The 25971-nt window shown below is 66.5% G+C and carries 24 protein-coding genes; 6 read left to right on the top strand and 18 right to left on the bottom strand.

The window, feature by feature from the left end:
• Position 1 precedes the first annotated feature (1 nt).
• Complete coding sequence (gene hspQ / locus OB2597_RS15910) at positions 2-328, bottom strand: heat shock protein HspQ (protein WP_009806628.1); 327 nt, start codon at positions 326-328, stop codon at positions 2-4.
• Between the two features lie 84 nt (positions 329-412).
• Here hspQ and OB2597_RS15905 point away from each other — a divergent pair, with 84 nt between their 5' ends.
• Positions 413-1294: an AEC family transporter gene (locus OB2597_RS15905; RefSeq protein ID WP_040609402.1), complete on the top strand. Its 882-nt coding sequence runs from the start codon at positions 413-415 to the stop codon at positions 1292-1294.
• Positions 1295-1382: 88 nt separating this feature from the next.
• Positions 1383-1964, top strand: coding sequence for a transglycosylase SLT domain-containing protein (locus OB2597_RS15900; RefSeq protein WP_040609401.1), 582 nt, complete (start codon positions 1383-1385; stop codon positions 1962-1964).
• 1 nt (position 1965) lies between these two features.
• On the opposite strand, the gene OB2597_RS15895 is transcribed toward OB2597_RS15900, so the two are convergent.
• The 4 genes from OB2597_RS15895 to OB2597_RS15880 form a co-directional block, all read right to left on the bottom strand.
• Entirely contained in the window at positions 1966-2568 is a 603-nt protein-coding gene (locus OB2597_RS15895) for a LolA family protein (RefSeq protein WP_009806625.1), read from the bottom strand.
• A 230-nt stretch (positions 2569-2798) separates the two neighbouring features.
• Positions 2799-5759, bottom strand: a complete 2961-nt coding sequence (locus tag OB2597_RS15890) for a DNA translocase FtsK (protein WP_009806624.1) — start codon at positions 5757-5759, stop codon at positions 2799-2801.
• 12 nt (positions 5760-5771) lie between these two features.
• Positions 5772-6947 (bottom strand): aminotransferase class I/II-fold pyridoxal phosphate-dependent enzyme, encoded by a 1176-nt coding sequence (locus OB2597_RS15885; protein ID WP_009806623.1) that lies wholly within the window; start codon positions 6945-6947, stop codon positions 5772-5774.
• 108 nt (positions 6948-7055) lie between these two features.
• Complete coding sequence (locus OB2597_RS15880) at positions 7056-8381, bottom strand: amidase (protein WP_009806622.1); 1326 nt, start codon at positions 8379-8381, stop codon at positions 7056-7058.
• An 82-nt stretch (positions 8382-8463) separates the two neighbouring features.
• On the opposite strand from OB2597_RS15880, the gene OB2597_RS15875 reads away from it, so the two are divergent.
• A complete protein-coding gene (locus tag OB2597_RS15875) occupies positions 8464-9678 on the top strand; it encodes a UbiH/UbiF/VisC/COQ6 family ubiquinone biosynthesis hydroxylase (protein WP_009806621.1) in 1215 nt (404 codons plus the stop codon).
• A 118-nt stretch (positions 9679-9796) separates the two neighbouring features.
• On the opposite strand, the gene OB2597_RS15870 is transcribed toward OB2597_RS15875, so the two are convergent.
• Genes OB2597_RS15870 through OB2597_RS15860 form a run of 3 tightly spaced genes read right to left on the bottom strand, consistent with a single transcriptional unit; the run spans position 9797 to position 11609 of the window.
• Positions 9797-9997 carry a Trm112 family protein gene (locus tag OB2597_RS15870; protein ID WP_009806620.1) on the bottom strand — a complete coding sequence of 67 codons (201 nt, stop codon included), beginning with the start codon at positions 9995-9997 and terminating at the stop codon, positions 9797-9799.
• Positions 9994-10650, bottom strand: a complete 657-nt coding sequence (locus OB2597_RS15865; RefSeq protein WP_009806619.1) for an LON peptidase substrate-binding domain-containing protein — start codon at positions 10648-10650, stop codon at positions 9994-9996. The genes OB2597_RS15870 and OB2597_RS15865 overlap by 4 nt, the downstream gene beginning before the upstream one ends.
• A 26-nt stretch (positions 10651-10676) precedes the next feature.
• Positions 10677-11609: a thioredoxin family protein gene (locus OB2597_RS15860; RefSeq protein ID WP_009806618.1), complete on the bottom strand. Its 933-nt coding sequence runs from the start codon at positions 11607-11609 to the stop codon at positions 10677-10679.
• Between the two features lie 78 nt (positions 11610-11687).
• On the opposite strand from OB2597_RS15860, the gene OB2597_RS21945 reads away from it, so the two are divergent.
• Positions 11688-11957, top strand: a complete 270-nt coding sequence (locus tag OB2597_RS21945) for a DUF6653 family protein (RefSeq protein ID WP_148234747.1) — start codon at positions 11688-11690, stop codon at positions 11955-11957.
• A 205-nt stretch (positions 11958-12162) separates the two neighbouring features.
• Here OB2597_RS21945 and OB2597_RS15850 read toward each other — a convergent pair whose 3' ends face one another.
• From OB2597_RS15850 to msrB, 3 genes are all read right to left on the bottom strand, one after another.
• Complete coding sequence (locus OB2597_RS15850) at positions 12163-12951, bottom strand: exodeoxyribonuclease III (RefSeq protein WP_009806614.1); 789 nt, start codon at positions 12949-12951, stop codon at positions 12163-12165.
• A gap of 404 nt (positions 12952-13355) precedes the next feature.
• Positions 13356-13862 (bottom strand): peptide-methionine (S)-S-oxide reductase MsrA, encoded by a 507-nt coding sequence (msrA, locus tag OB2597_RS15840; RefSeq protein WP_009806613.1) that lies wholly within the window; start codon positions 13860-13862, stop codon positions 13356-13358.
• Positions 13862-14308 (bottom strand): peptide-methionine (R)-S-oxide reductase MsrB, encoded by a 447-nt coding sequence (gene msrB, locus OB2597_RS15835; RefSeq protein WP_009806612.1) that lies wholly within the window; start codon positions 14306-14308, stop codon positions 13862-13864. The genes msrA and msrB overlap by 1 nt, the downstream gene beginning before the upstream one ends.
• Before the next feature lie 388 nt (positions 14309-14696).
• On the opposite strand from msrB, the gene OB2597_RS15830 reads away from it, so the two are divergent.
• A complete protein-coding gene (locus OB2597_RS15830) occupies positions 14697-15218 on the top strand; it encodes a hypothetical protein (RefSeq protein ID WP_009806611.1) in 522 nt (173 codons plus the stop codon).
• A 54-nt stretch (positions 15219-15272) separates the two neighbouring features.
• Here OB2597_RS15830 and queG read toward each other — a convergent pair whose 3' ends face one another.
• The 7 genes from queG to OB2597_RS15795 form a co-directional block, all read right to left on the bottom strand.
• Positions 15273-16322, bottom strand: a complete 1050-nt coding sequence (gene queG / locus OB2597_RS15825; protein ID WP_009806610.1) for a tRNA epoxyqueuosine(34) reductase QueG — start codon at positions 16320-16322, stop codon at positions 15273-15275.
• A gap of 57 nt (positions 16323-16379) precedes the next feature.
• Positions 16380-17045 carry an FtsZ-binding protein FzlA gene (gene fzlA / locus OB2597_RS15820; protein WP_040609859.1) on the bottom strand — a complete coding sequence of 222 codons (666 nt, stop codon included), beginning with the start codon at positions 17043-17045 and terminating at the stop codon, positions 16380-16382.
• Positions 17046-17097: 52 nt separating this feature from the next.
• Positions 17098-17841 carry a monofunctional biosynthetic peptidoglycan transglycosylase gene (mtgA, locus tag OB2597_RS15815; protein ID WP_009806608.1) on the bottom strand — a complete coding sequence of 248 codons (744 nt, stop codon included), beginning with the start codon at positions 17839-17841 and terminating at the stop codon, positions 17098-17100.
• Between the two features lie 106 nt (positions 17842-17947).
• Positions 17948-22486 (bottom strand): glutamate synthase large subunit, encoded by a 4539-nt coding sequence (gene gltB / locus OB2597_RS15810; RefSeq protein WP_009806607.1) that lies wholly within the window; start codon positions 22484-22486, stop codon positions 17948-17950.
• Entirely contained in the window at positions 22483-22932 is a 450-nt protein-coding gene (locus tag OB2597_RS15805; protein ID WP_009806606.1) for a GFA family protein, read from the bottom strand. Before OB2597_RS15805 ends, gltB begins: the two co-directional genes overlap by 4 nt.
• Positions 22929-23375, bottom strand: coding sequence for a GFA family protein (locus OB2597_RS15800; RefSeq protein WP_009806605.1), 447 nt, complete (start codon positions 23373-23375; stop codon positions 22929-22931). The genes OB2597_RS15805 and OB2597_RS15800 overlap by 4 nt, the downstream gene beginning before the upstream one ends.
• 114 nt (positions 23376-23489) lie before the next feature.
• Positions 23490-24926, bottom strand: coding sequence for an NAD(P)-dependent oxidoreductase (locus tag OB2597_RS15795; protein WP_009806604.1), 1437 nt, complete (start codon positions 24924-24926; stop codon positions 23490-23492).
• A 218-nt stretch (positions 24927-25144) separates the two neighbouring features.
• Between OB2597_RS15795 and OB2597_RS15790 the strand changes: the two genes are divergently transcribed.
• Entirely contained in the window at positions 25145-25948 is an 804-nt protein-coding gene (locus OB2597_RS15790; RefSeq protein ID WP_009806603.1) for an undecaprenyl-diphosphate phosphatase, read from the top strand.
• Positions 25949-25971 lie beyond the last annotated feature (23 nt).

Genomic DNA, 25971 nt, shown 5'->3' with positions numbered 1-25971 from the left:
GTCAGTTCAGCTGGAAATGCAGCGGATAGGAGCCATCCTGGAACGGCCCGAAGAGGTCGGGAATGTCCGGATGGTCCACCGGCTCGCCGGAATAATCCGCGACGAGGTTCTGCTCCGAGACGTAGGCGACGTAATAGCTCTGATCGTTCTCGGCCAGAAGGTGATAGAACGGCTGTTCGCGTTCGGGACGGCTGTCCTCGGGAATCGCGTCGTACCATTCCTCGGTGTTGCTGAACTCGGGGTCGACGTCGAACACCACCCCGCGAAAGGGGTGTTTCTTGTGACGGACCACCTGGCCCAAATGATATTTTGCGCGTGTCTTCAACATTGGCTTGCGGCCCCCTTGCGCCACACCTACCCCCAACTTCTGCCAAATGTCCAATAATGTAACCAGAAATCAGGGAAACACTCTGTGAACCTCGCCTCTACAGTGCTCGAAATCGTCGCTCCGGTCTTCCTGCTGGCCGCCATCGGCTTTGCCTGGGTCAAGGCGGGGTTCGAGTACCGGGTGGAGTTCGTCACCCGCCTCGCCATGACGCTCTCGGTGCCCTGCCTGATCTTCGTGGCGCTGATGCGCGCGGATATCGAGCCCGCGGCCCTGACCGCCCTCTCGATTGCGTCGGTCGTGGCCTACGGTGCGCTGACCCTCGTCGTGGCGGGGGTGCTGGCGGTGACGGGTCTCAGCCAGCGGACCTACCAGGCGCCGCTGATCTTCGGGAACACCGGGAACCTCGGGCTGCCGCTGGCGCTCTTCGCCTTCGGGAACGAGGGGCTTTCCCTTGCCGTCGTGGTCTTCGCGATCATGGCGGTCTGGTCCTTCACCTACGGGATATGGATCGTCTCGGGCGGTGGATCGGTCACAAAGGCCCTGAAGGAGCCGCTGGTCTGGGGGACCGTGCTGGGCGGGATCTTCCTGTGGCAGGACTGGCAGACGCCGGTATTCCTGACCAACACGCTCGAGCTGATCGGGCAGATGGCGATTCCGCTCATGCTGATCACGCTGGGGGTGGCCGTGGCGCGCCTGTCGCCCGGCAACCTTGCCATGGCGGTGGTGATGTCGGTGGCGAAACTGGCGCTCTGCGTGGCGATTGCCTGGGGCGTTGGGCGGCTGTTTTCGCTGGGGGACACGGCCTTCGCCGTGCTCGTGCTTCAGGTGGCCACGCCCGTGGCGGTGACCTCCTACCTCCTTGCCGAAAAATATGGCGCGGACTCGCAGGCGGTCGCGGGGCTCGTCGTCGTCTCGACCCTTCTGTCGGTGGCCGCGATCCCGTTGCTTCTGGCGCTTCTCATCTAGCCCCCGCCAAAATGTGAGTTCACCCCCGGGGCCGGATTTGCTAAGTTGGCGCCAAAGTGCGTGAGACACAAATCGAGGCTAGTGGCAGATGAAACGAGCGCTGAGCGCCGTCTTGATCCTTTTGATCGTGGCATCCTGCGGAGGATATCGGGACTCTCCGCGAAACCTGGACAATGCGTGTCTCCTGTTGCAGGAGCGCAAGCCCTATGCCCGCGCCTTCCGGCGGGTCGAGCGCAGGTGGGGCGTGCCGACACACGTGATGATGGCGATGATCCATCAGGAGAGCAAATTCGACAGCAACGCCCGCACGCCGCACCGCTTCGCGCTGGGGATCATCCCCATGGGGCGTCAAAGCTCGGCCTACGGCTACAGTCAGGCTCTGGACGGGACCTGGGGCGACTACAAGCGCGAGACCGGCAACCGCCGCGCGCGTCGCAACGACTTCAACGACGCGACCGATTTCATGGGCTGGTACATGACCAAGACCCGCGACAAGCTGGGCATTCCGCTGTCCGACACCTACAACCAGTACCTCGCCTATCACGACGGGCACACCGGCTATCGCCGCGGAACCTGGAAGAGCAAGGCCTGGCTCGTCGATGTGGCGCAGCGCGTCGCGGCGCGGGCGCAGGTCTACCGGGTGCAGCTCTCGAACTGCCGCCACCGCTAGATCAGCGGTTGGGTCGGAACCCGTCCTGGAAGTTGAACAGAGACTGGCTGAGCTGGATGCCGGTCTTCATCTCGCCGAGGATGACGGTCGTCGCGCTGCCGGAATCGTCGTGGACGACCCACTGGCGCAGTTCCACGGGGTCCCCGGTGAAGACGAGTTCGATGAACCCGTATTCGGGGTTCTTCGGGTCCTGGGCCCGCACGATGGTCGAGGGGCCGTCCTCGCGGTGACCGGTCACCATGTTGGCACGGCCCAGATCGACGTGGCGGTCCAGGATGATGCTCAGCGGCGTGCGCCGCAGGGGATACTGCTCGACCGTCTCGTCGCCCTTCTCGTCGAAGATGCCGACCGCGCCGTGATCGGCGATGACATATGACTTGTTGGGCGGATCGTATTCGAACCGCATCTTGCCCGGCCGCTTGAGATACAGCGTGCCGGTCGAGACCGTTCCGTCGCCGGCGATCTGGGTGAACTTGGCCTGCGCCGTGGTGATACCGTTGAGATAGGCCGAGAGGGTGCTCAGCGGCAGTTTTTCGGCCCATGCGGCGGGGGCGGCAAGGGCCAGGGTCAGGGCGGCGGTGGCCAGGATGCGATGCGCTTTCATGTGAGAATATCTATGCCGTTCGGGTCACGCGTTCCAGTGACGAACTCTCACAAAGCCTCCATCGTTCCGGGACGGGCTGAAACAAACCCCTGCGGGCAGGGGGCGGTCATCGGGCGCTTGCCGGGGTGAAGCGGTCAAAGCCTTCGGACCCCCAAATCGGACAAAGGCACGGGTGCCACCCCGTGCCCTGCATGATCATCCGGTCGTTTTTCGACCCTGAACCGGCCGATTCAGCCCTGTTCCGGCACCAGGATCTCGCGTTTGCCGACGTGGTTCGCCGGGGTCACCAGCCCGTTGTCCTCCATCTGCTCGACCAGCCGCGCGGCCTTGTTGTAGCCGATGCCCAGCTTGCGCTGGATGTAGGAGGTCGAGCATTTGCGGTCCTTGGCCACGATGGCGACGGCCTGGTCATAGAGCGCGTCCTCGCCATCCGTGTTGCCGCCGGTGTTGAGACCCAGCACCGCGTCGATGTCGTCGGCCTTGCCTTCGTCGGGCCCCTCGACGACGCCGCCGACATAGGAGGGCGGGCCGAAGGCCTTGAGGTGGTTGACGACCTCCTCGACCTCTTCGTCGCTGACGAAGGGGCCGTGGCAGCGGGTGATCCTGGCACCGCCGGCCATGTAGAGCATGTCGCCCATGCCCAGAAGCTGTTCGGCCCCCATCTCGCCCAGGATGGTGCGGCTGTCGATCTTCGACGTGACCTGAAAGGAGATGCGGGTCGGGAAGTTCGCCTTGATCGTGCCGGTGATCACGTCGACCGAGGGGCGCTGCGTGGCCATGATCAGGTGAATGCCGGACGCCCGCGCCATCTGCGCCAGGCGCTGGATGCAGGCCTCGATCTCCTTGCCGGCGACCATCATCAGATCGGCCATCTCGTCGACGATGACGACGATATAGGGCATGCGTTCGGGGTTGAATTCCTCGGTCTCGAACACCGGCTCGCCGGTGTCGTCGTCGAACCCGGTCTGGACGGTGCGCGAGAACATCTCGTTCCGGCTCTGCGCATCGGCGACGCGGCTGTTGTAGCCGTCGATGTTGCGGACGCCCATCTTGGACATCTTGCGATAGCGCTCCTCCATCTCGCCGACGACCCATTTCAGGGCCACAACCGCCTTTTTAGGGTCTGTCACGACCGGAGAAAGCAGATGTGGAATGCCGTCGTAGACCGAGAGTTCCAGCATCTTGGGGTCGATCATCACCAGCCGCAGATCCTCGGGCGTCAGCTTGTAGAGCAGCGACAGGATCATCGTGTTGATCGCCACCGACTTGCCCGAGCCGGTGGTGCCGGCGATCAGCAGGTGGGGCATCTTGGCGAGGTTGGCGACCATCGGGTCGCCCCCGATGTCCTTGCCGAGCGCGAGCGGCAGCTTCTGGTTGCCGTCGCCGTATTCACGGGCCGACAGGATTTCGCGGAAGCTGACCATCTCGCGCTTTTCGTTCGGCAGTTCGATCCCGATGACCGACCGGCCCGGCACGGTCGAGACCCGCGCCGAGAGGGCGGACATCGAGCGGGCGATGTCGTCGGCCAGACCGATCACGCGCGATGCCTTGAGGCCCGGCGCCGGTTCCAGTTCGTACATGGTGACGACGGGACCGGGCCGGACGCTCACGATTTCACCCTTCACGCCGTAGTCGTCCAGCACGTTCTCCAGCATACGCGCGTTTTCCTCGAGCGCCTCGTCGCTCAGGTGGTGGCGTTCGACATGCCTGGGGTCGGACAGCAGGCTGAGCGGCGGAAGCTCGTAGTCCACCGCGTTCTCCTCGAACTGGAGAGAGGGCTGCTGTTCGAGCTGGGCGCGCGTGGAGGGCACGATGGATTTGCGCGCTGCGTGCTGCACGACGCTCTGGCGGGGCTGTGCGGCCGGAATCGGCTGCGCGGGGCGCGGCTGTGGTTCGGGCGCCATGGCGCCGTCCTCGACATGGTCGTCTCCGAAATCGTCTTCGAACCGTCCGTCCTCGAACATCGCCGCCTCGTCCTGGGGATACGCGCTTTCGACGGGCGGCTGTGGCTCGTCCGCAGGCTGCCGCGCGGTCAGTGGCGGCTCTTCGGCGCGGCGCGGTGCGGGCGCGGTCAGCGGCGGTTCGGCACGGGCGGGCGTGGCGGGCGTGTCGAAGACCAGCGGACGGGGGCCGTGACCCCGGCCGCGTGTCAGCGGCTTGTCGGCGGGGGCGGGCGGCGCGCCCTCTTCGGCGGTGCCGGTGCGGGACCGGACGATCTCGGCGATGCGCGCCTTGATGCGGTCGTTGCCGGGGGCCGCGGGTTCCGGCCGGACGGGCTGCGGCTCGACCAGTTCCGGCTGGGGGAGGGGTTCGGCCTCGGCCCGGCGCATCAGCGACGGCAGGCGGCCGATGAAGCCGCCCCGCTCCGGCGCTCTCGGGGTCGGTTCCGGCGCGGCCCAATGTTCTTCCTCGCTGTCCGACCATTGGTAGGCCGAGGCATCGTGGCCCGCGTTCATCCGCATCTCGGCGGCCTCGGCCCGGCGGCGGTCGCGCCGGTCGCGGTGACGGGCCTGAAGCTGCGCCGCCGTCTGCAGCGCGCCGACCGCGCCGCGCCCCAGAAGCCGGCTGACGAAGGCATAGATCATGATGATGCCGACCAGGAGGTACTGGCCGATCCGCTTGAGTTCGAGCGCCGAAAAGCCGGTGACGAACAGTCCCAGCGCGATCACCGGCGGGCCGAGCACCAGAGCGACCATCTTGAGCGCAAAGCTCGGTCCGACCGGCGCGATGCCGAGCGTCGTGCCCAGAACGGTATCGCCGAACAGCCCGCCCATTCCGAAGCGGTGCGACCAGTCCTGATCGGGGACCATGGTCGAGGCATAGACCGACAGGAGCGCGATCCAGATCGGGGCGAAGATCAGCCGGCCGATGGCACGCTCCGTCCCGGTGTGCAGGGTCAGACGAAGGCCCCAGGCCAGGATGACGATGGCGACACCCCAGCTTCCGGCGCCGATGACCATGTAGAGCGGCGCGGCGATGGCGGCCCCGAACCGGCCCAGCCAGTTCTGCACCGGCGCGTCATGGGCGGACATCCACGACGGATCGTCGGGGGTGTACGAGCCGATCAGCATCACGGCCATGAGTCCGGCGACGATCAGGACCAGCCCGGCCAGCTCTTTGCCGCGTCGTTCGATGGTCGCCTGCATCTCGCTGTCGAACAGGGGGTCTCCGCCACGTGTCTGAAATGCCATCTCGCCTCGTCCTTATGCGTAAAGATGGTTTCGCAGGGTGATCAGCGCCTGCGCCATCTCTTCTTTTGGGGTCACCATTGCGACCCTGATATAGGGTTTTCCCGGGATTTCGCCCTCGACCTCCCGGCTGAGATAGGCTCCGGGCAGGACCCGGATGCCGGTTGCGGTCCAGAGGTCCAGCGCAGCCTGTTCGCCGTCCTCGACCGGGAGCCAGAGGAAAAATCCGCCCTCGGGTCCCTCGTAGCCGGGCACGCCGTCGAAGATGCGGTCGGCCTCGGCGAATTTCTCCTGATAGAGCCTGCGGTTCTCGACCACGTGCTCTTCGTCCGACCAGACCCGTTCCGCCACCTTCTGGAGGGGCAGCGGCAGGGGCGCGCCGGAATAGGCCCGGAGCTGGCGCAGCCTTGCAGCGCCTTGCGGTCCGGCTGCCACGAAGCCCGAGCGCAGGCCGGGCAGGTTCGAGCGTTTCGAAAGCGACTGGAAGATCACGACCCGCTCGGGATCCGCGCCCTCTTCCTCCGCCACCTCCAGGATCCCGACCGGCGGGTCCGCGCGGTAGATCTCGGAGTAGCATTCGTCACTGAATATGGTGAAGTCGTGCTTTTCCGCGAGGTTCAGCAGATCCTTCCAATAGCCGCGCGTGGCCACCGCACCCTGCGGATTGGCCGGCGAGCAGATATAGGCGGCGGTCGCCCGGTCGAGCGTTTCGGCCGGCAGAGACCGATAGTCGGGAAGGAAGCCGTTCTGGCGGGTGGCGGGGACGAAAACAGGCTCTGAACCGACGGAAATCGCTCCGATCATGTAGACCTGATAGAAGGGGTTCGGGATCAGGATGGTCGGTTTCCTTCCCGCCTTGGTCTCGGGCAGAAGCGCCATCGCGGCGTTGTAGAGACCCTCGCGCGATCCGTTCAGGGCCATGATCCGCTCGGGTCCGACGCTTGCGCGGTAGCGGCGTCCGATCCAATCCGAGATGGCCTGAAGCAGTTCGGGCGTGCCGTCGTTCGCAGGATAGCTGGAAAAGCCGTCGACGGCGCCGGCGAGCACCTGCGGCACCCAGTCCGGAAAGGGGTGTTTCGGCTCTCCGATCGTCATGTTCACGACCGGTCCGCCCGGCGCATGCGTCTCCAACAGCGCACGAAGGCGCGGGAACGCGTAAGCCGGAAGGTTCGAAAACCGCTCGGGGAACATCGGTACTGCCTCTAGGTCGGGATCGTTTTCGCCCCGTTTGCCAGGAGACTATCCAAATGTAGTGGCCCCGTCCAGTGGACCGGCCACCGCAAGCGGTGCATGTGGCATTTACGACAAAGCCTTTTCCGCCGCCGCGCCGATCCGCAAAAGCGCCTCTTCGCCCATGGGTCTGCCCAGGAACATGATCCCGCAGGCGGGCGCTCCGGTCGGAAGGGTGAGGGACGACAGGCCCAGCACATTGCCGACCCGGGTATTGCGCAGGGTCAGCAGGTTCTCGGTCACGTAATAGTCGTGATCCGAAAGCATCCGGGCGGCGTCTGGCGGCAGGTTGGGGGCTGTCGGCGCGATCACGGCGTCGAAGCCGGCGACCCGTTCCGCCCACGACCGCCGCGCCCGGTGCAGGATCTCCCACGAGGCGACGAAATCGGGGGCCGTCATCTGGGCGCCGGAGCGGAAGCGGCCGAGGATCTCGGCGAACATCTTCTGCGGCGTGACCTCGATCGTGTCCTTCCAGATGCCATAGGCCTCGGCGGCGTAGACCCCGGACTGGGCCAGCGCCTCGGCGGCTTCGGGCGCTTCCAAAGGCTCGACCGTGGCGCCGGCGTCGCGGAGACGGCCGATGGCGGCTTCGTAGGCCTCGCGCGGTTCGTCGCGGATGCCCTCGAGCACGGCGGTCTGCAGGGCGCCGAAGCGCAGCCCTACGACCGATGCGTTGCGCAGGTCCGGCGGTGTTCCCCTTTCCATGATCGCCAGCAACAGGGACGCATCCTCGACCGTGCGGCACAGCGGGCCGACCGTGTCGAAGCTGGGACAGAGGGGCACCACCCCGTCGAGCGGCAGGCGGCCCGAGGTGGTCTTGAGCCCCACGAGATCGTTCCATGCCGCGGGGATGCGGACCGACCCGCCGGTGTCGCTGCCGATCCCGGCGGCCGCCAGCCCGTAGGCGACCGAGGCCGCCGCGCCGGACGAAGATCCCCCCGGCACCCACGCCGGGTTGTGCCGGTTGGGCGGGGTGGCCGTCTTGGGATTGATGCCGATCCCCGAGAAGGCGAACTCCGACAGGTGGGTCTTGCCCAGGCAGACCAGCCCGAAGGCCGAGGCCCTGGCGAGGACCCGGGCATCGCGGTCCGGGATCCTCCCCTCCAGCAGGGCCGATCCCGCCTCGGTCGCCGTTCCGGCGGTGTCGAAGAGATCCTTCCACGACACGGGCACGCCGTCGAGCGGGCTCTTGCGCGTTCCGGTCCGGGCGCGCTGCGCGGCCGCCCCGGCTTCGGCCCGGGCGCGGTCCGGGGTCAGGCGGGCAAAGATGCGGTCGCGGTGTTCATGGGTGTCGATGGCGTCGAGGAAGACCTCGGTCAGCTCGACGGGGTCGATCCCGCCCGCACCGATCCCGCGACCCAGTTCCGCCGCGCTCATCCACCGCCATTCGTCCATCGTGTGCCCCCCTGTTGGTGGCGCGACGGTAGCGGCAGCGGGGCGCATGGACAATCCCGCCGCGCGCGCCATAGTTCGCTCCATGACACATGACAGCGATATCCTGATCGTCGGCGGCGGGCTCAACGGCCCGGCGACGGCGCTTGCGCTGGCCCGCGCGGGGCTGAGCGTCACCGTGATCGACGCGCTGCCTGCGGATGTCCGGTCCGATGCCGGGTTCGACGGGCGCGGCTATGCGCTGGCGCTGGCCTCGGTCCGGCTGCTGCGGCGGATCGGCGTCTGGGACCGCGTGGCCGAGAACAGCCAGCCGATGCTGGAGATCAAGGTGACAGACGGCCGGGCCGGCGAGACGCCCTCGCCCTTCCTGATGCATTTCGACCATGCCGAGATCGAGGAAGGCCCGATGGGCCAGATGATCGAGGATCGCTACCTGCGCCGGGCGCTGGCCGAGGCCATGGCCGCGGAGGCGCGGATCACGGTGCTGAACGGCGACACGGTGGTCGCGCAGTCCGTCGCCGCCGACGGGGTCCGCATCGACCTTTCGTCGGGCCGGTCGCTGAGCGGCAGGCTGCTGATCGGCTGCGACGGGCGGCGCAGCGGGACCGCGGAACGGGCCGGGATCAGGCGGACGGGCTGGGACTACGGCCAGACCGCGCTGGTCTGTGCCATCGCGCATGAGCGGCCGCATGACGGCGTGGCCCACCAGTTCTTCCTGCCGCCGGGCCCGCTGGCGATCCTGCCGCTGCCCGGCAACAGAAGCTCGATCGTGTGGAGCGAGGCGACGGACCGCGCGGCGGCCTTCCAGGCGCTGCCGGACGAGGATTACCTGACCGTCCTGCGGCCCCGGTTCGGCGATTTCCTGGGCGACATCCGGCTCGAGGGGGGGCGGTTCACCTATCCGCTGAACCTGACCGTCGCGAACAGTTTCGTGGGCGAGCGGCTCGCACTGGTGGGCGATGCCGCGCACGGGATGCACCCGATCGCCGGACAGGGGCTGAATGCCGGGCTGCGCGATATCGGCGCGCTGGCCCAGGTTCTGAAAGAGGCCCGCACCCGGGGCGAGGACATCGGCGCGTTGCCCGTCCTGCGCCGCTATCAGGAGTGGCGCCGGTTCGACACCGCCGCTCTTGCCATGGCGACGGACTTTTCCAACCGGCTGTTTTCGAACGACAGCTCAGCGATCCGCCTGGTCCGGGATCTCGGCATGGGCGCGATCAACGCGCTGCCCCGGCTGCGGCGCGGGTTCATGCGCGAAGCGGCGGGGCTGACGGGCGACCTGCCGGAGCTGATGCGTTGAAGCGCCTCTCCGCCCCCGGCGCGGGGCGAGGGGAGATCCTCGGGTCGAGCCCGAGGATGGCGGTTGGCCCTACGCGGCGGGCGGAAAGGCGCGGGGCCGCGAGGGATGCCCCAGGTGCTCAGGTGTCCAGGCTGCGCGCCTCGTCCTCGAGCATGATGGGAATCCCGTTGCGGATCGGAAAGGCGAGGTTGGCGCGCTTGCTGATCAGTTCTTGTCTCTCCGCATCGTAGGCGAGCGTGGTCTGGGTCAGCGGACAGATCAGCGCCTCGAGCATGCGTCGGTCGAAGAGCGTGTCTGCGGCGGTGTCGTCTTCCGTCATTGCATCATCCCGTGGTCTTCCCCGCCGCGCATCGCGTATTCGATCAGCGTGACCAGCGTCTCGCGCCGTGTGGTGAGCGAGGGCGCCTCGAGCAGCGCCTGCTTTTCCTCGGGCTCGAACGAGAGCAGCATGGACAGGGAATTGATCAGCATCTCGTCATCGGCCTTCTGCAGTGCGTCCCAGTCCGTGTCCAGCGACTTGGCGCGGAAATAGCTGCCGAGGAGGTTCAGAAAGGGCTCGCGCTGGAACCCGGGATCCGTTTCGGACTGCCCCAGGTCGCGGTCGAAACCGGCCCATGACATGGCGGCGCGCCTGTACGGGGTGAAGCCGTCGACCTCTTCGCGGATCCGGAACCGGGACATGCCGGCCAGGGTGATCATGTAGCGGCCGTCCTCGGTCTCGGAGAACTGGGTGACGCGACCCGCGCAGCCGATGGAATGCAGCGGCGGCCCCTCCCTGCCCGAGGCGGCCTTGGGATTGGGGTCCGGCTGGACCATCCCGATCAGCCGGTCCGACGTCTTCAGTATGTCATCCAGCATCACCAGGTAACGCGGTTCAAACAGATGCAGCGGCAACCGCGCGCGGGGCAGCAGCAGGGCGCCGCTGAGGGGAAAAACCGGAATGACGTCGGGAAGATCTACGGTCTTCATCATGCGCCTCAGCTAGCGCGCGGACCGGGTCAGGCAAATATCATCGAGCTGAGTTTTCGCCGCCCCCGGAGCGCGATCGGATCCTTCGCGTCGAGCGCCTCGAAAATGGTGAGAAGCTGCGCCTTGGCTGCACCCTCGTTCCACTCCCTGTCGCGGCGGAACAGGTCCAGAAGCTGGTCGATCGCGCCCTCGACGTCCCCCTTGGCGTGCAGCGCCCGGGCGAGGTCGAAACGGGCCTCGTGGTCGTCGGGATCGGCCTCGACCCTGGCCTCGAGTTCGGCCACCGGACCGGCGTCGGCCGCCTGCCGGGCAAGCTCGATCTGGGCATGCGCGGCCTCGAGTTCGGGCGCGGTGCTGATCTCGGCCGGGGCACCGTTCAGGATGGCCTCGGCCTGGTCGATCTGACCCAGGGCGAGGTTGCTGCGCACGAGGCCCGCATAGGCGGCGGCGTGGGCGGGGTCCTCCTGCAGGATGGCGGCGTAGGTCTCGGCCGCGTCGGCGGCGGCGCCCTGCTCCAGCATCTCTTCGGCCGCGGCCACGGCATCGTCCAGACCGTTCGAGGTGTCGCCACCCCCGGCCTCGATCGCCTTCCTGATGAAGGCGTCGAGTTCCGAGGCGGGCACCGCGCCCTGGAACATGTCGATGGGGCGGCCCTGGACAAAGGCGACGACGGTGGGAATCGACTGGAGGGGCAGGCCCTGCTGGGCCAGCGCCTGCGCCAGCCGCTGGTTCTGGTCCACGTCGATCTTGGCGAGCTTCACCGCCCCCCGGGCCTCGGTCACGGCCTTTTCCAGCATCGGCCCGAGCGTCTTGCACGGTCCGCACCAGGTGGCCCAGAAATCGACGATCACCGGCACCTCCTGCGAGGCGTCGATGACGTCCTGCATGAAGTTCTCTTCGGTGACGTCCTTGATCAGGTCGCCCGCGGGGGCCTGACTCTGCGTTCCGCCCAGTTCGATCATTCCGTGTCTCCCGGTGACTGTGGTCCGACAGACCCCTATATGACGCTTGTGTCTATGGTTTCCAAGGGTGTGCGGGCCATGAAAGTCACGGCTGCGATGGTCCGCTGCGCGGGGCTGGATGCGGCGCCGCGGGAGAGGCGCGCGCATGCGAGGAGCGTCTGTCCCCGCTCCACCATCGTGCCGCTCTTCATGCGCGCGGTCCGGTCACGGGTGTGGCCGGGGTGGTGGGCGCTGGTGCCGGTCGTGCTGGTGGTGGTCCGGACCCGCATGAACCGGCATCTTTTTCCGCCGCCCGCCACGACACGCAGCTGGGTGGCACGGGGGGCATGCGCAGGCGTGTCCGGCTGAACCGGGCCGCGGTTCCGATCGCCGCGGCCTGGGCGAGGGGTCTCGCCGCAGTGACCGCCATCGGAGTGCTGCCGCTCGCCCGGCGACTGTGGGTGCTGGATCCCGGCTGGTCCGTTGCCGGCGCGGTGCGGATCATTCTTGTGGACCCGCTGGCCCTGCTGTTCGACCGAATGGCCGGCCCCCCGATCTGTCGCGGCTGGCTGCGTCAGAGATCGAACGTGGCCAGGACCGGCGCGTGGTCCGACGGTTGCTCATAGCCACGGATATGGCGCAGGATCCGGCTGGAGTGACCGGCGTTGGCGATATCCGGCGTCGCCCAGACGTGATCCAGCCGCCGGCCCTTGTCGGCGGCGTCCCAGTCGGGGGACCGGTAGGACCACCAGGAGTAGAGATTGCCCTGGGGAATGTCCTTGCGGGTGATGTCCACCCATTTCCCCGCGTCCTGCGTCTGGCCCAGGTGCTCCACTTCGATGGGCGTGTGCGAGACGATCCTGAGCAGCTGCTTGTGGTTCCAGACGTCATCCTCGCGGGGGGCGATGTTCAGGTCGCCCACCAGGACCGCCTTTTCCGGCCGTTCGGCGTGGAACCAGTCGCGCATCCCGGTGAGATAGTCGAGCTTCTGACCGAACTTGACGTTGACCTCGCGATCGGGCTTGTCGCCGCCGGCGGGCACATAGAAGTTGTGGATCGTGACGCCGTTCTCCAGCCGCCCCGCAATGTGCCGGGCATGGCCGAGCGCGGCGAAATCCCTGTCGCCCACATCCTCGATCGGCATCTTCGACAGGATCGCCACCCCGTTATAGCCCTTCTGGCCCCGGGCGATCATGTGGGTGTAGCCGAGATCGGAAAATGCCTCGCGCGGGATCTTGTCGACGGGGGACTTGCATTCCTGAAGGCAGAGGACGTCCGGCGCCTCTTCCTGAAGGAACCTCAGGACCAGCGGCTCCCGCAGGCGGACGGAGTTGATGTTCCACGTGGCGAGGGTGAATGGCATGGCGGGCTCCGGTCTGTTGGGCCTCCCGGGTAGCATGGCGGGCGGAGAGGGCAAACGCCAATTCCGGGCCCGGGGCGGATTAACCGTTCGGCTGGCGGGGCGGGGTATCGGGGGATATGGCGGGCTGCACCTCGCCTTCGTCCGGGTGTCCGCGCTCGGCACTGCCGGGCCGCTGCCGCTGCTGACCACGACGCCGCCGGAGCCGGGCGGCGTGGTTCCGGTGGCGGTGCCGCCCCGGCGCGGGCCAGGGAGGTTGTTGAGGCGGGTGGCCGACCGGTGGAGCCGCGCCCCCCTCGGCTTGCCCAGACGCGGCAGGCCGCGGCCAGGGTTCGTGGCCGAAGCGGCGAATCTTGCGACGATCTGCGGCCCGGACGGTCGAGGGTGATCGCCCGGGCCGCGGCGCCCTACTCGGCGGCGCGTTTCGGCAGGACCCAGTCGGGACGCGGAAAGTGGCAGGTATAGCCGTTGGGAATGCGTTCGAGATAGTCCTGGTGCTCGGGCTCGGCTTCCCAGAAATCCCCGACCGGCTCCACCTCGGTCACGACACGGCCGGGCCAGATGCCCGAGGCGTTGACATCGGCGATTGTGTCTTCGGCCACCGCCTTCTGCTGATCGTCCACGTAATAGATTGCCGAGCGGTACGACAGGCCGATGTCGTTGCCCTGCCGGTTCAATGTCGTCGGGTCGTGGATCTGGAAGAAGAACTCAAGGAGCTGGCGATAGGTGATGCGGTCGGGATCGAAGATGATCTCGATCCCCTCGGCATGGGTGCCATGGTTGCGGTAGGTCGCCTTCGGCACGTCGCCGCCGGTATATCCGACACGCGTGCGCAGGACTCCGGGCAGCTTGCGGATCAGGTCCTGCATGCCCCAGAAGCAGCCTCCGGCCAGGACGGCGCGTTGTTCGGTCATCAGATATCCTCCACTTGGTCCAGGTAGTCGCCATAGCCCTCGGCTTCCATCTCGTCCTTCGGGACGAAACGCAGCGAGGCCGAATTGATGCAGTAGCGCAGCCCGCCCCTGTCAACGGGACCGTCCGGAAAGACATGGCCCAGGTGGCTGTCGCCATGGGTCGAGCGCACCTCGGTCCGGATCATGCCGAGCGAGGTGTCGCGCAACTCGCGGACGTGGGCCGGCTCGATCGGCTTGGTAAAGCTCGGCCAGCCGCAGCCGCTTTCGTACTTGTCGGACGAGGCGAAGAGCGGCTCTCCCGACACGATGTCGACGAAGATGCCGGCGCGCTTCTCGTTCAGCAGTTCACCGGTACCCGGGCGCTCGGTGCCGTTTTCCTGCGTGACGCGGAACTGCTCGGGCGTCAGGCGGGACAGGGCGTCGGGGTCACGTGTGTATTCGGACATGAAATACTCCTTCGAAAGGTCTGAGACAGAATATGTGCACGCGCGCCGAACGTTCAATCGACCGGGCGGACCGCCGACCACCCAGAAGCCGGATCCCGGGGGACCTCGGAGGGGCGATGCGGGTCGTCCGGCGCCTGCCGCAAAGCCCGCCGCCATGGCCTTGGGCGGCATGTCGCGCGGGTTCGGCGGCGTCTGCGGAAACGGGCAAGTACATGTTTGGTATGCGCAATATCGCCGGCGCGGCCCTACGTCCAACGCCTCTCTCCGGATCAGGGAATGACGTTTTTTTGACGGCGCGGAACATTCTCAACCAACGGTGTGTTGTCCTGCCAGATCACCGGGGCGCGGTGAACGCGCTTGCCCGGAACAGAGAAAAGGAGAGTACATTATGCGCTTCACTAGCAAGATTATCGGTTATGCAGCCCTTCTGACCACCGTTTCCGCCGGTGCCGCGATGGCACAGTCCTCGGTCACGGAAGACGTGCCGGAATCGATGGAAGATTCCCGCGGTGTGGAAAGCGGCGCGATCAACAGCGTCGAAACCTTCACCGACGAAGAGCAGGCCACCAGCTCGGTCGACGAAACGCTGGAAGAGCGTGCCGACTCGCAGACCGTGACCGAGGTCGACTCCTCGACGTCCGTCCCGGCTTCGCTGGAAACCTCGCGCCTTGCCGAGGCGACCGACATCGAAGGGATGGATTCCTCCCGCGAGATGTACATCTGGACCATGAACGACGTTGACGGTGTCGAGCCGTGGAGCGACGAAGACGCCACCGAGATGCGCTCGGCCATCGTCGCCAACTCGATGGTTCAGCAGAAACTCGAAGCAGGTGGCTACACCGAAGACGACGTCGTCGCGGCCTACACCCGCGCGGACGGTGGTCTGACGGTCATCGTCGACGACGAGTAATCCGGCCCTCTCGTCCATTTCAGCCCCGGATCGCAGCCGCGATCCGGGGCTTTTTCATGTCTTGTGTCCGCCCAGCCGCCGAAGGGCCCATTCCGCCGCCTCCGCGACCGTGGGATCGGGGTCGGTCCGCAGCCGGCCGGCGATGTCGGCGAACATCGGGTCGGCGCTGTTCCCGATCGCGTAAAGCACGTTGCGGACGAACCGGTTGCGTCCGATGCGCTTGATCGGCGAGCCGCTGAACTTCCGCCGGAACGCGGCGTCGTCCAGGGCGGCAAGTTCGGCAAGGTGCGGCGCGGCAAGGTCTTCGCGGGCGTGATACCTGGCCTCCTGCGCGGTCTGCGCGAACTTGTTCCAGGGGCAGACCGCCAGGCAGTCGTCGCAGCCGTAGATCCGGTTGCCGAGCGCGGGGCGCAGGTCGGGGTCGACGGGGCCGTCATGTTCGATGGTCAGATAAGAGATGCACCGCCGCGCATCCAGCTGATACGGGGCGGGGAAGGCGTCGGTCGGGCAGATGTCCAGGCACCGGCGGCAGGATCCGCAATGATCGGTCTCGGCCTCGTCGGGGGGGAGGTCCAGCGTGGTGAAGACCGAACCGATGAAGAACCAGCTTCCCAGGTCGCGGCTGACGAGGTTGGTATGCTTGCCCTGCCAGCCCAGACCCGCGGCATGGCCGAGTGGCTTCTCGGCCACCGGGGCCGTATCGACGAAGACCTTGACCTCGGGCTCGGTGCCGGCCTCGGCGATCAGCCAGCGGGCGAGCCGCTTGAGCCGTTTCTTGACCACGTCGTGATAATCGCGGTTCCGGGCATAGACCGACACCGCCCCGCGATCCGGCCGGTCGAGGATGTCGAGGGGGTCGTGGTCGGGGCCGTAGTTCTCGGCCAGCATGATGACCGACCGGGCCTCGGGCCAGAGCGTTTCCGGATCGGCGCGCCAGTGCGACCGCTCGGCCAGCCATGACATCTGGCCGTGAAACCCCGCGCCGAGAAAGGCGGCGAGCCGCTCGGGCACCTCCGGGATATCGCCCGGCCGGCAGATGCGGCAGGCGTCGAAGCCCAGCTCTGCCGCCTGCGCGATCAGGCGGTTCTTGAGATCGTGTCCCATCTGCCCCTCTGAATGCTCCGAAGGCCCGGTCCCGGCCCCGCCCCGAACCCGGCGGTGTCAGAAATCCAGGTCGGCGTAATGTGCGGGCGGCGGAAAGCCCGGCACGACATCGGCCAGGATCGACCGGAAGGCCGGCCGCGACTTGATCTTGGCATACCAGTCGCGGACGTTCTCGGACCGGTTCCAGTCCACGTCCGAGATGTAGTCGAGCGCCGAAAGATGCGCGGCGGCGGCAAAATCGGCAAGCGTCATCGTGTTGCCGGCCAGCCAGCGGCGGTGATCCAGCAGCCACGACATGTAGTCGAGGTGGAACTTGATCTTCTGCGCGCCGGCCTTGATGTTCCTGCTTTCCGGATAGCCCGACTTCATCAGCTTCTTGTTGACGCGCTCGTAGAGCAGGTTCGACGTGACCTCGCTGTGGAACTTGTCGTCGAACCACTGGACCAGCCGGCGAACCTCGACACGGGCGTCGGGCGTGGCGGGCATCAGCGCGGGTTCGGGGCAGGTCTCTTCGATCCATTCGCAGATGGCGCTGCTTTCGGCCATCAGCTTGCCGTCCATCTTGAGGACCGGGACCTTGCCCGCCGGGTTGCGGCGGAGGAAATCGGGGTCACGCTCCCAGTATCTCACTTCGACCAGCTCGCATTCGATGCGCTTTTCGGCCAGCGACAGGCGGACCTTTCGGCAGAAGGGAGACAATGGAACGTGAAATAGGGTGGGCATGATCAACGAACTTAGGAGAGTTCCGCTGTCATGCATCGTCACCGGTCAAATTTCAATCCTCGAAGCAGGCCGCGCGCCCGTCGCGACGGATCGTTGCCGCCCCGTCCATGACGGATGCGGCCCGTTTGCGGACGAAGTCCGTGGGCTTGCTGGCCGAACGCTGCTTGGGCGAGGGCAGGACCGCCGCCAGACGCGCGGCCTGTGTGGCGTTCAGTTCGCCCGGGCCGATGCCGAAATAGTGATGAGCGGCGGCATCCACGCCGAACACGCCTTCGTCGAATTCCGCCATGTTCAGGTAGACCTCGAGGATTCGGCGCTTGGACCAAACGAGTTCGACCACAGGGGTCATCGCCGCCTCGAGCGCCTTTCGCAGCCAGCTCCGGCCGTGCCAGAGAAACACGTTCTTGATCACCTGCTGGGTGATGGTCGAGGCGCCCCGGTTGCCGCCCGCGTCGATGGCGTTGCGGATGGCAGCCATGTCGAATCCCCAGTGCGTGCAGAAATTCGCATCCTCCGCCGCCACGGCCGAGCGGGCCATCACCGGCGCGATCTCGTCGAAGCCGACCCACTGGTGGTCGATCGACCCGAGGCGCATCTCCTCGGTCTTCATGTAGATGCCCGTGACCGGATTCACCACGGCATAGAGGGCCACCACCGCCAGCACCGCGACGGCGACGAAGGTGAGGGCGCGCAGGGTCCAGCGCCTCAGCCAGCGAAGGGGGCGGAACCTGCGGTCCTTTCTCGATGTCCTGCTCCGGCCGGCGGTCTTCGACCGCTTGCCTGCCTGTCTTGCCATGGGACGATCCTACCTCACCACGGGGCCGAAAGGAATCCGTGACGAACGTCCGGTCACGCGGGGACACGCGCCCTTAGGGTGGGTCCTCGACCCACCCTACTTTCGTTCACTCCGCGGGCATCGCCTGTTCTTCCACCGTCAGCGGATATGGAATGTGCGGCAGCATCTCCTTGGGGCAGACCTGAACGAAGTTGTCCTTCTCCAGGTCCCAGTTCTGGATCAGATCCGCCGCCTTGCGGCTGCCCGTTTCCGCGGCGTGCCGTTCGATCAGGCCGCGCAGCTGGTCCTGCCAGTGATCGACGGTGACCGGGCAGGTGACCAGCGTTTCCTTGTTCATCAAGGTCTCTGCAAGGTTCTCGGGGTCATGAAGATAGGCCATGCCGCCGGTCATGCCCGCGCCGAAGTTCGGCCCCACGCTGCCCAGGATCACGGCGACGCCGCCGGTCATGTATTCGCAGCCGTTCGACCCGCAGCCCTCTATGACCACCGTGGCGCCCGAGTTCCGGACGGCAAAACGTTCGCCCGCGCGACCGGCCGCGAAGAGGAAGCCGTCGGTCGCGCCGTAGAGCACGGTGTTGCCGATGATCGTGTTCTCGGAGGCGGTCAGCGGGCTTTCCATCGGCGGACGCACCACGACGATGCCGCCCGACAGGCCCTTGCCGACATAGTCGTTGGCCTCGCCCATTACCTCGATCTTGAGCCCCGGCGCCGCGAAGGCACCGAGCGACTGGCCGGCCGAGCCGGACAGCTTGACCGTCAGGTGATCGGGCTGGAGCGCATTGCGCATGCCGAAGTTCCGCACGATGTGCGACGAGGTCCGCGTGCCGACCGACCGATGCGTGTTCTGCACCGCGTAGCTCAGCTGCATCTTCTCGCCGTCGCGCAGGAACCGGGCAGCATCGCGCACGATTTCCACGTCCAGCGTGTCGTCCACTTCGTTCCTGTCCTTCTCGCGGTCGTAGACGATGTTCTTCGAGCCATCGACCGTGATCAGCAGCGGGTTGAGGTCGAGATCGTCGAGGTGATCTGCGCCGCGCGACACCTGGCTGAGCAGGTCGGCCCGGCCGATGACCTCATCCAGCGACCGGGCCCCGATCGAGGCGAGGATCTCGCGGACCTCCTGGGCGTAGAAGGTGATGAGATTGACCACCTTGTCCGCGTTGCCGGTGAACTTGGCGCGCAAGGAATCGTCCTGCGTGCAGACTCCGACCGGGCAGGTGTTGGACTGGCACTGGCGCACCATGATGCAACCCATGGCGATCAGGGCGGCGGTGCCGATGCCGTATTCCTCGGCCCCCATCATCGCGGCCATGACGATGTCGCGACCGGTGCGCAGCCCGCCGTCGGTCCGCAGGGTGACGCGGGAGCGGAGGTTGTTCATCGCGAGCACCTGGTGCGCTTCGGTCAGGCCCATTTCCCACGGCAGGCCCGCGAACTTGATCGAGGTGCCCGGAGAGGCACCGGTGCCGCCGTTGTGACCCGAGATCAGGATGATGTCGGCCTTGGCCTTGGCCACGCCCGCCGCGATCGTGCCGACGCCCGAGGAGGCCACCAGTTTCACGGTTACCTTCACGGTCGGGTTGATCTGCTTGAGGTCGTAGATCAGCTGCGCCAGGTCTTCGATAGAATAAATGTCATGGTGCGGCGGCGGAGAGATCAGGGTGACGCCCTTGGTCGAATGCCGCAGCCGCGCGATCAGGTCGGTGACCTTCATGCCGGGCAGTTGCCCGCCCTCGCCGGGCTTGGCGCCCTGGGCCACCTTGATCTCCAGTTCTTCGCACTGGTTGAGATATTCCGCCGTCACGCCGAAGCGGCCTGAGGCCACCTGCTTGATCTTGGCCGAAGGATTGTCGCCGTTGGGTTCGGGCACGAAATGCGCCGGATCCTCGCCGCCCTCGCCGCTGTCGGACTTGGCGCCGATACGGTTCATCGCGACGTTCAGCGTCTTGTGCGCCTCCGGGCTCAGCGCGCCGAGCGACATGCCGGGGGTCACGAAACGCTTGCGGATCGAGGTGATGCTTTCCACCTCTTCCAGCGGGACGGCCTGGCCCAGCGGCTTGATGGCCAGCAGGTCGCGCAGGTGGATCGGCGGATTCGCCTGCATCCGGGCGCTGTACTGCTTCCAGATCTCATAGGAGGCGCGGTTGCAGGCGGTCTGCATCATATGCATCGTCTGCGCTTCCCAAGCGTGGGTTTCGCCGGATTTGCGCGCCTTGTAGAAGCCGCCGATGGGCAGCACGTCGAGACCCGAGAGCCAGCCCTTCTGGTGGATCCCCTCGACCTTCTTCTGGATGCCGCTGACGCCGATCCCCGAAATGCGCGAGGTCATGCCGGGGAAGAATTCGGCGCACATGGCGCGGCTCAGGCCGACGGCCTCGAAGTTCAGCCCGCCCCGGTAGGAGGACACGACCGAGATGCCCATCTTGGACATGATCTTGAGCAGGCCCTGATCAATGGCCTCGCGGTAGCGGGCCATCGCCTCGTTCAGCGACATGTCGAGCAGGCCGCGCTTGACCCGGTCGGCCAGCGTGTCCTCGGCCAGATAGGCGTTCACGATGGTCGCGCCGCAGGCGATGAGCACGGCGAAGTAGTGCGGATCGAGGCATTCCGCCGACCGGACGCCGAGCGAGCAGAAGGTGCGCAGGCCCTTCTGTGTCAGCCAGGAGTGCACGGCGGACGTGGCGAGGATCATCGGCATCGGAACCTTGTCGGGCCCCTGAAGATGATCGGTCAGGATGATGTGACCGCCCCCGGACCTGACCGCCTCTTCGGCCTCGGCGCGGATGCGGTTCAGGGCGTGGCGCAGGGCATCGGGCCCGCCGTCCACCGGGAAGGTGCAGTCGATCTCGCTCAGGCCGGGGTCGAAGTGCGTCTTGAGCTCCTCGAACTGCGCATTGGCGACGAAGGGGCTTTCCAGCACGAAGATCTCGGTCTGGGACGAGCTTTCGTCGAGCACGTTCTTGAGATTGCCGAACCGCGTCTTCAGCGACATCACCCGGAATTCGCGCAGACTGTCGATCGGCGGATTCGTCACCTGCGAAAAGTTCTGCCGGAAGTAGTGCGACAGGTTGCGGTACTTGTTCGACAGCACGGCCGAGGGCGTATCGTCACCCATCGAGGCCAGCGCCTCCTTGGCATCCTCGGCCATGGGGACGAGAACCTGTTCGATGTCCTCGATGGACATGCCGGAAGCGATCTGGCGCTTGCGCAGCTCGGCGCCTTCGAAAAGCGGCTTTTCCTCGAGACGGGACAGCTCTTCCTCGAGATCGGTGATCTTGCCGACCCATTCGCCGAAGGGCTGCGAGGCGGCGAGTTTGTCCTTGATCTCGACGTCGTGGTAGAGCTTGCCCTCCTTCATGTCGACGGCGATCATCTGGCCGGGGCCGAGCGCGCCCTTTTCGCGCACCGTGCCTTCGTTGGCGGGGACCATGCCCGCCTCGGAACCTGCAATCAGGAGGCCGTCGCCGGTCACGACATAGCGCATCGGGCGCAACCCGTTGCGGTCGAGCCCGCCGCAGACCCAGCGGCCATCGGTCATGGCCAGGGCGGCGGGGCCGTCCCAGGGCTCCATCACGCCGTTGCAATAGGAATACATGTCGCGCCAGGCCTGCGGCAGTTCCAGCGCCTGCTTGGACCAGCTTTCGGGCACCAGCATCGTCTTGGCCATCGGCGCGGTGCGGCCGGCGCGGACCAGCACCTCGAACACCGCGTCCAGCGCGGCGCTGTCGGACGACCCCGACGGGATGATCGGCTTGATGTCTTCCGCCAGGTCCCCGAACGTGCCCGAGGCCATGCGGATCTCGTGCGATTTCATCCAGTTGATGTTGCCCTTGATGGTGTTGATTTCGCCGTTGTGGGCGAGCATCCGGAAGGGCTGGGCCAGCCACCATTGCGGGAAGGTGTTGGTGGAATAGCGCTGGTGATAGACGGCGAAGGCGCTCTCAAACCTTTCGTCCTGGAGGTCGGGGTAGAAGACGGCGACCTGCTCGGCCAGCATCATGCCCTTGTAGATGATCGACCGGCACGACAGCGACGCGATGTAGAGCCCGTCGACATGGGCGGCGGCGGCGGCCTTCTCGATCCGACGGCGGATGACGTAGAGTTCCCGCTCGAACGTTTCCTCGTCCACGCCCTTGGCGTTGGAAATGAGGATCTGTTCGATCTCGGGGCGGGTGGCGTTTGCCTTTTCGCCCAGGCACCCGACCTCGACCGGGACGTGGCGCCAGCCGTAGATGTAGTAGCCCATGCGCAGGACCTCGGTCTCGACGATGGTCCGGCAGACCTCCTGCGCGCCGAAATCGGTGCGGGGGAGAAAGACCTGGCCGACGGCCATCAGCTCGTTCTCGCGCGGTTCGTGGCCGGTGCGCTTGATCTGGTCGTAGAAGAAGGGGACGGGGATCTGGACGTGGATGCCCGCGCCGTCGCCCGTCTTGCCGTCGGCATCGACCGCGCCGCGATGCCAGATCGCCTTGAGCGCCTTGATCCCGGCCTCAACCACCTGGCGGCTTTTCTTGCCGTCGATGGACACGACGAGGCCGACCCCGCAGGAGGAATGCTCCTCGGTTTCGGAATACAGGCCGTTCTCGGCCATCCACTTGCGCTTCGCCTCTTCGGCCCGTGCCCAGTCTGCGTCATACTTGGTCATGGCGTGGTCTCCTGTGAGAGATGCGGGTTGTCCGCCTCGTAGCTTTTCCGGCCGATACGGGCGACGTCCTCGCCCTCGAGCCAGTATCCGTGGGGGCGGCGGTCGGCATAGACCACACGGGTCAGCCGCGCGCCGCCGGCATTGTCGAAAAGGCCCGGCGACAGTTCGAGATAGCCGGTGTCGCGGTCTTCCACATAACGGAAGAACACGGCCGAGCCGCAGGTGTCGCACCAGCCGCGTTCGGCCAGGCGGGACGAGCGGTGGACCTTGACCGGGCCGTCGATGGAGAGGCCGTCGGCCGGGGCCTCGATGCCCATCTGGACGCCGCCGCCCCACCTGGTGCAGAGGTCGCAATGGCAGGCGCTGATCTCGTCGTCGAGACGCGCGGCGGTGACGCGGACCGCACCGCAGAGGCACCGCCCATGGAACGGACCGTCGCGCATCATGAGTCGAGCGCCGGGAACCTGGCGACGCAATCGGCGCGGGTCATGAGCCTGCGATGCCCGGCCCCTTCGAAAGCGAAGCTGTCGGGTTTTTCGTCGACGTAGATTTCGCTGTCGATCTCGAATCCGTCCGGTTCATCGAAGAGCCCGAGCGGTATCTCGGTCGTGGCTGCCTTTTCTTCGTTCAGCGTGAAATGGAAATAGAGGTTCGACCCGCAGCGGCGGCACCAGGCCCGTTCCGCCCAGTCGCTGGTCTGAAGCGTCGCGATCTGCGCCTCGCCGTGCCAGACGAGGTCGCTGGTGGGCACATCGACCCCGACGAGGGCCGAGCCGGTCCAGCGGCGGCACATCCGGCAATGGCAGATGCTGGCGCGGGCCGGCACGTTGCGCGCGGTGAAGCGCACCGCGCCGCACAGGCATTGTCCTGTCTTTTCGTCATGTGCCATGCGACTCGGGCCTTTCGATTGATCCGAGAGGGTTTATCACAGGTTTGCGGGTGTTGCGGCCCGCGGGGTCGTGCGTGCGGTCGAAATAATTGCCTTGCGCCTGAAAACGCTCGGTTATTCGGCCGCAACGGCCTTTGCTGTCGTCAGGTCGTCCAGCAACGCCGCGGCACAGTCGCGGCCGTCGCGGATGGCCCAGACCACGAGAGAGGCACCGCGCACGATGTCGCCGATGGCGTAGACGCCGTCGAGGCTGGTCTTGCCGGTGCCGAATTCGGCCCGGATGGTGCCCCAGCGTGTCACGGCCAGTTCCGGCTGATCCCAGAGCGCGGGCAGGTCCTCGGCCTCGAAACCGAGCGCCTTGATGACGAGATCCGCATCCTCGGCGTAATCGCTGCCCTCGATCAGTTCGGGGGACTGGCGGCCGGTGGCATCAGGCGCGCCGAGGCGCATCTTCTGGATGGTCAGACCGGTGACGGTGTCGCCGGTGAAGCTCAGCGGATTGGAGAGCCAGACGAATTCGACGCCCTCCTCCTCGGCGTTCGCCACCTCGCGCTGGCTCCCGGGCATGTTGGCGCGGTCGCGGCGGTAGAGGCATTTGACGCTGGTCGCGCCCTGGCGGATCGCGGTGCGGACGCAGTCCATGGCAGTGTCGCCGCCGCCGACCACGACCACCTTCTTGCCGCGCGCGTTCAGTTCACCGCTTTCGAACTCCGGCACCTTATCGCCGAAGTTCGACGCCTTGTTCGAGGCGGTGAGATAGTCGATGGCGCGCACGATGCCGCCGGCCTCCGCGCCGGGCTGGTTCAGCTCACGGGTCTTGTAGACGCCGGTGGCGATGATGACCTTGTCATGTTTCGCCCGCAGGTCGGCAAAGGTGATATCCTCGCCCACGGTGCAGTTCATGACGAAATGCACGCCCGACTGTTCGAGCTGGTCGATGCGGCGCATCACGACGTCCTTTTCCAGCTTGAAGCCGGGGATGCCGTAAGTCATCAGCCCGCCGCCACGGTCGTAGCGGTCGTAGACGGTCACCTGAACGCCGGCGCGGCGCAGCATGTCGGCGGCGGCAAGGCCGCCGGGACCGGCACCGATGATGCCGACGGACTCCTCGCGCTCCATCGCCGGGGTGACAGGCTTGACCCAACCCTTTTCCCAGGCGGTGTCGGTGATGTATTTCTCGACCGCCCCGATGGTGACGGTGCCATGGCCTGATTTCTCGATCACGCAGTTACCTTCGCACAGCCGGTCCTGCGGGCAGATGCGGCCGCAGATCTCGGGGAAGGTGTTGGTGGCCTGGCTGATCTCGTAGGCCTCTTCCAGCCGGTTGGTCGCGGTCAGGCGCAGCCAGTCGGGGATGTTGTTGTGCAGGGGGCAGTGGCTCTGGCAATAGGGCACGCCGCATTGCGAACAGCGGCCGGACTGCTCTTCGGCCTTGGCCGCCGCGTATTCGGCATAGATTTCGTCGAAATCCTTGTTCCGCTCCGCGGCCTCGCGCTTTTCGGGCATGTCGCGGGGGACGGTCACGAACTTCAGCATCGGTTGCTTGGCCAACGCGGGATCCTCTTCGTCAGTCTGGCTTGAGCGTCCTCATAAGCTAAAGCGCCGGGGATTAAAAGTCACTAGTGCTGACCTAATATGGGCGCTATTCGGGCGTGACGGCGCTGCAACGGCAAATCCTGCGCGAAATTAGGTCCGCATCGCAACCTATCATACCCCTTCCCTTTGCGGAGCAGAGGCTTAAACCAAGGGGCAAAGGCGAAAGGACACTCATGCCGCTGTTCCAACTGATCTTGCTGGCCGTCATCCAGGGGATCACGGAGTTTCTTCCGATCTCGTCGTCCGGGCACCTGATTCTTCTGCCCCAGCTCACTTCGCTGGCGGATCAGGGGCAGACGATCGACGTGGCCGTGCATGTCGGAACGCTGGGGGCGGTGATTCTCTATTTCCGGCGCGATGTGGCCGGGGCGGCCGCGGGACTGCCGCGCCTGGTCGTCGGACGGATGGACACGGCGGGCGCGCGTCTGGCGTTTCTGCTGATCGTTGCGACCGTGCCCGCCATCCTGGCCGGACTGGCGATCAAGGTGACGGGGCTGGACGATCTGATGCGCTCGGCGCTCGTGATCGGGGTGACGATGCTGGTGTTCGGGATCGTGCTGTGGCGGGCAGATCAGCGCGGGGCAGAAATCAAGGTGGACCGGGACTGGACCCTGCGCGAAGCCTGGGTGCTCGGGTTGTGGCAGGCGGTGGCGCTGATCCCCGGGACCTCGCGCTCGGGCATCGTGATCACCGGGGCCCGGTTCATGGGCTACGCGCGCCATGACGCGGCGAAACTGTCGATGCTCATGTCGATCCCGGTGATCGTCGCCAGCGGCGTGCTGCTGGGGGCCGATGTGCTGTTGTCCGACGATACGGTGGTGGCGCGGGACGCGATGATCGCGGCCGGCTTTGCCTTCATGTCGGCGCTGCTGGCGCTGGCGCTGATGATGCGGCTGCTGCGGACGGTCAGCTTCACGCCCTACGTGGTGTACCGCGTGGTGCTGGGCCTCGGGCTGATCTGGTGGTCGCTGGCGTAGGGCCGGAGGGGCGGCGCCGGCCC

The sequence above is a fragment of the Pseudooceanicola batsensis HTCC2597 genome (genome assembly GCF_000152725.1).
GTDB classification, from domain to species: Bacteria; Pseudomonadota; Alphaproteobacteria; order Rhodobacterales; family Rhodobacteraceae; genus Pseudooceanicola; species Pseudooceanicola batsensis.
The sequence above is the reverse complement of the archived record's forward strand: the minus strand, read 5'-3'. Positions and strand labels throughout refer to the sequence as shown.